2 protein-coding genes and 2 pseudogenes are annotated in these 2,617 nt (G+C 36.7%); all 4 read left to right on the top strand.

The window, feature by feature from the left end:
* Nucleotides 1-297 (top strand): annotated as a pseudogene (locus JIG37_RS10770) (hypothetical protein); the annotation flags it as partial.
* A gap of 92 nt (nucleotides 298-389) precedes the next feature.
* Entirely contained in the window at nucleotides 390-1,454 is a 1,065-nt protein-coding gene (locus tag JIG37_RS10765) for a hypothetical protein (RefSeq protein WP_199529349.1), read from the top strand.
* Between the two features lie 40 nt (nucleotides 1,455-1,494).
* Nucleotides 1,495-1,671, top strand: a complete 177-nt coding sequence (locus JIG37_RS10760) for a hypothetical protein (protein ID WP_199529348.1) — start codon at nucleotides 1,495-1,497, stop codon at nucleotides 1,669-1,671.
* Between the two features lie 201 nt (nucleotides 1,672-1,872).
* Nucleotides 1,873-2,617: pseudogene (locus tag JIG37_RS22680) on the top strand (hypothetical protein); the annotation flags it as partial.

The raw sequence follows: 2,617 nt of genomic DNA, 5'->3' as shown, positions 1-2,617 counted from the left end.
GGTGGCTCACGTGTATTTGTATCACTCATGGTGCCGTTAAAATACCCTAAACATTATCGCTTCACTAAGCCCACTTTTTATGTAGGTGGTTCAAATCGTGAATGGGATTCACTGGCATACGCCACAGCCATGACCTTTATGGATACATCCATCCCACTTGGTACTCACTTATATCAATCGATAGAGCATTACTTCAAAATTGATAAAGACATAACCGAAAAACATGGATTCCCTGAGGAGTTAAAACCTTATTTAGATCCAGTCGATTGCCAAGTAAATAGAGAAGCCGTGTGGTAGTGAAGCTAGTTTGGTTTGTATTTACGCAAAGGAGTGGTGCCGAACTGTAAATAAATAGTTAGTAATACAGTTCGGTAATAAGGAAGTTGAATATGCTTGAGCAATACGCAGAAACCGCTTATCGCGGTAAACAAGCTGCAAAATTTAGAAATGAAATCGCAACAGGTGAACGTGATTCAATGTATTGTCGCTATCAAAGTAAACAAGAGCTATTTCCCAGGGGTAATGTATTTGGGCATTGTTATGATAGTTATCAAAGCGCTGCGTTTAAGTACAATTTATCTGGTAAAGCAGAGCACTATAGAAATGTCCTTGGTTGCACGCCAAACATTCTAAGCCTATCAACAATTGGTAGGAAAGTGTCTGATATATTATTACTGATTTGGGTTTGTATTCACTTAACTATTCTCTTATGTCTTTTTTTTATTCCAGTATTTTTATATCTTTTAGGTAATGAAAAACAAGGCACTCTTGCACTTTGCTATATATTTTTAATGTGGGTATTCTCTAAATTTTTTAATTTAACGATATTGAAGTTAATAAAGAAAAAGGTCAAAGCTTCAAGAGTTAACTTTGAGCGTACGAAAGGTCTCGTTTGGATGGATAATAATCGCGGAAGCCATTCTTTGAAATTTCCTTTTGAAGAGTTTAACGCTCACTATAAAGTCCAAAACAACCCTCAAAGCGGCTTTCCATATAGGGGATTTACACTATTACATTTCAAAAAAGACGTTTTTTATGCTTGGACAGGTGCTAATTTAATTAGCTCTGCATTTTTACATTGGGAGCTATTGCAAAATTTTATGGATGTTACTCAGCCATTAGCTGATATCCCACAATTTGAATATTATCGAGAGTTTGATAAAACAACCGCAGAGTTTGATAAAGCGAATGGTCGTCCAAAATATTTTTGGTATCGGGTTGATAAATCATTTTTAAAGCAAATGACCCAAGCAGATGATGAACTTTTAAAAGAATTTAATGATGATGAGCAACTAGATAATTTACTGATGGGTAAACCAATCAAAAAGCTCAAGCCACCTGAAATTTTTAAGTTTCCTTGGAAATACGCAGAAAATATAAAACCAGAAAGTGAGATTAAGTTTGGCAAAACAGCGTGGCAAAAATTCACTTCGTTTTTAATGATTGATTTATAAAAACTGACTGTTAGGGCAACATTGAAAGATAAGGATATCAATGTCTATTTCGTATAGATTCGCAAAAATGAATGCCAGCGCAATCGAAGTGTCACAAAAATTTAACCAGTGTATCGCTCCTAAGAAGTTTGAATATAGCTCACTAGCCACCTTAAACGCTGGGCAAACAAAGAAATCACTAAGCCATGGGAAAAATGGCCAATCGACGAAAGCTTAAATCAGCCTGATACAGCGCCTTATTGGAAGCGATTAACAAAAACCTTATTAAGACAAGTAGCAGTGGGTGTTTAATGTTTAATAAGTTTAAAAAGGAATTTATGTAACGATGCCTGTTAGTGAAAATCAGCTTGATCACGTAAAAATAACAAAAGAAACGCTAGAATACATAAAGCGCAAAGATCAAGAGCGCGAAGACTGGATGCGTGCAAACCCAGAAGAAGTCGATAGGCGTTTTGACGAGTTCAAAGCAAAGTTTATTGCTGAAGATGAAAAAAAGAGGCCTGAACGAATTAGGAAACTTGAAGAATGGAAAAAACTTAACCCAAGAAAAAAACCGATTTATGCAAAAGACAAAAACATTAGGCAATTAGCACTCGATGAGGGCCGTGCTGAAAGAAGAGAGCAAAGAAATAAAGAAGAAAAAGATCCAGAAATAGAAAAGGCAAAGAGAACTAAGCAAAGAAATTACTCGATTTATCAGGCCAATTCCACCAAGTACAGAGAAAGGCTACCAAGAGACTATTTACATCAAGACAGTTATGAAACGCGATTAAAAAAAGCTGAAGCACTTAATGGCTGCAGCTTCAAAACTCTTACCTTTAAAAGTAAGCGTTTTACTGATCAATATGCAGCAGAGCTTGAATCCCCAGATAGTGGCTCAACACTTGAGGGGCATTGGGTAGAGAGCGATGGTAAGCAGTTGGCTATTTCATGGTTTGGAGGGTGGTCTAACTTATTTACTGCTCTAAGTTTCTTGCTAATGGTCGCAGCGGTTATGTTTTTTTTCGTTGATTTGGTTGTTATTGGTTTTGTGTGGGGCGACTATCGATGGGTGCCATTTGCTATATATGCACCTATGTTTATAGTCGGTTTTTATATGCTGAAACATCGAGCCATATTAGCGCACCGAGATAATTTTTACTTTAATCGCCATACCGGCCTTG

Source organism: Pseudoalteromonas sp. bablab_jr010 (assembly GCF_016464105.1).
Lineage (GTDB): Bacteria > Pseudomonadota > Gammaproteobacteria > Enterobacterales > Alteromonadaceae > Pseudoalteromonas > Pseudoalteromonas simplex.
Note: the sequence above shows the minus strand (reverse complement) of the source record. Positions and strands in the feature narration are given on the sequence as shown.

Coding starts and splice junctions, on each gene's coding strand:
- JIG37_RS10765 (WP_199529349.1), top strand. CDS start 390: ATGCTTGAGCAATACGCAGAAACCGCTTATCGCGGTAAACAAGCTGCA.
- JIG37_RS10760 (WP_199529348.1), top strand. CDS start 1,495: ATGTCTATTTCGTATAGATTCGCAAAAATGAATGCCAGCGCAATCGAA.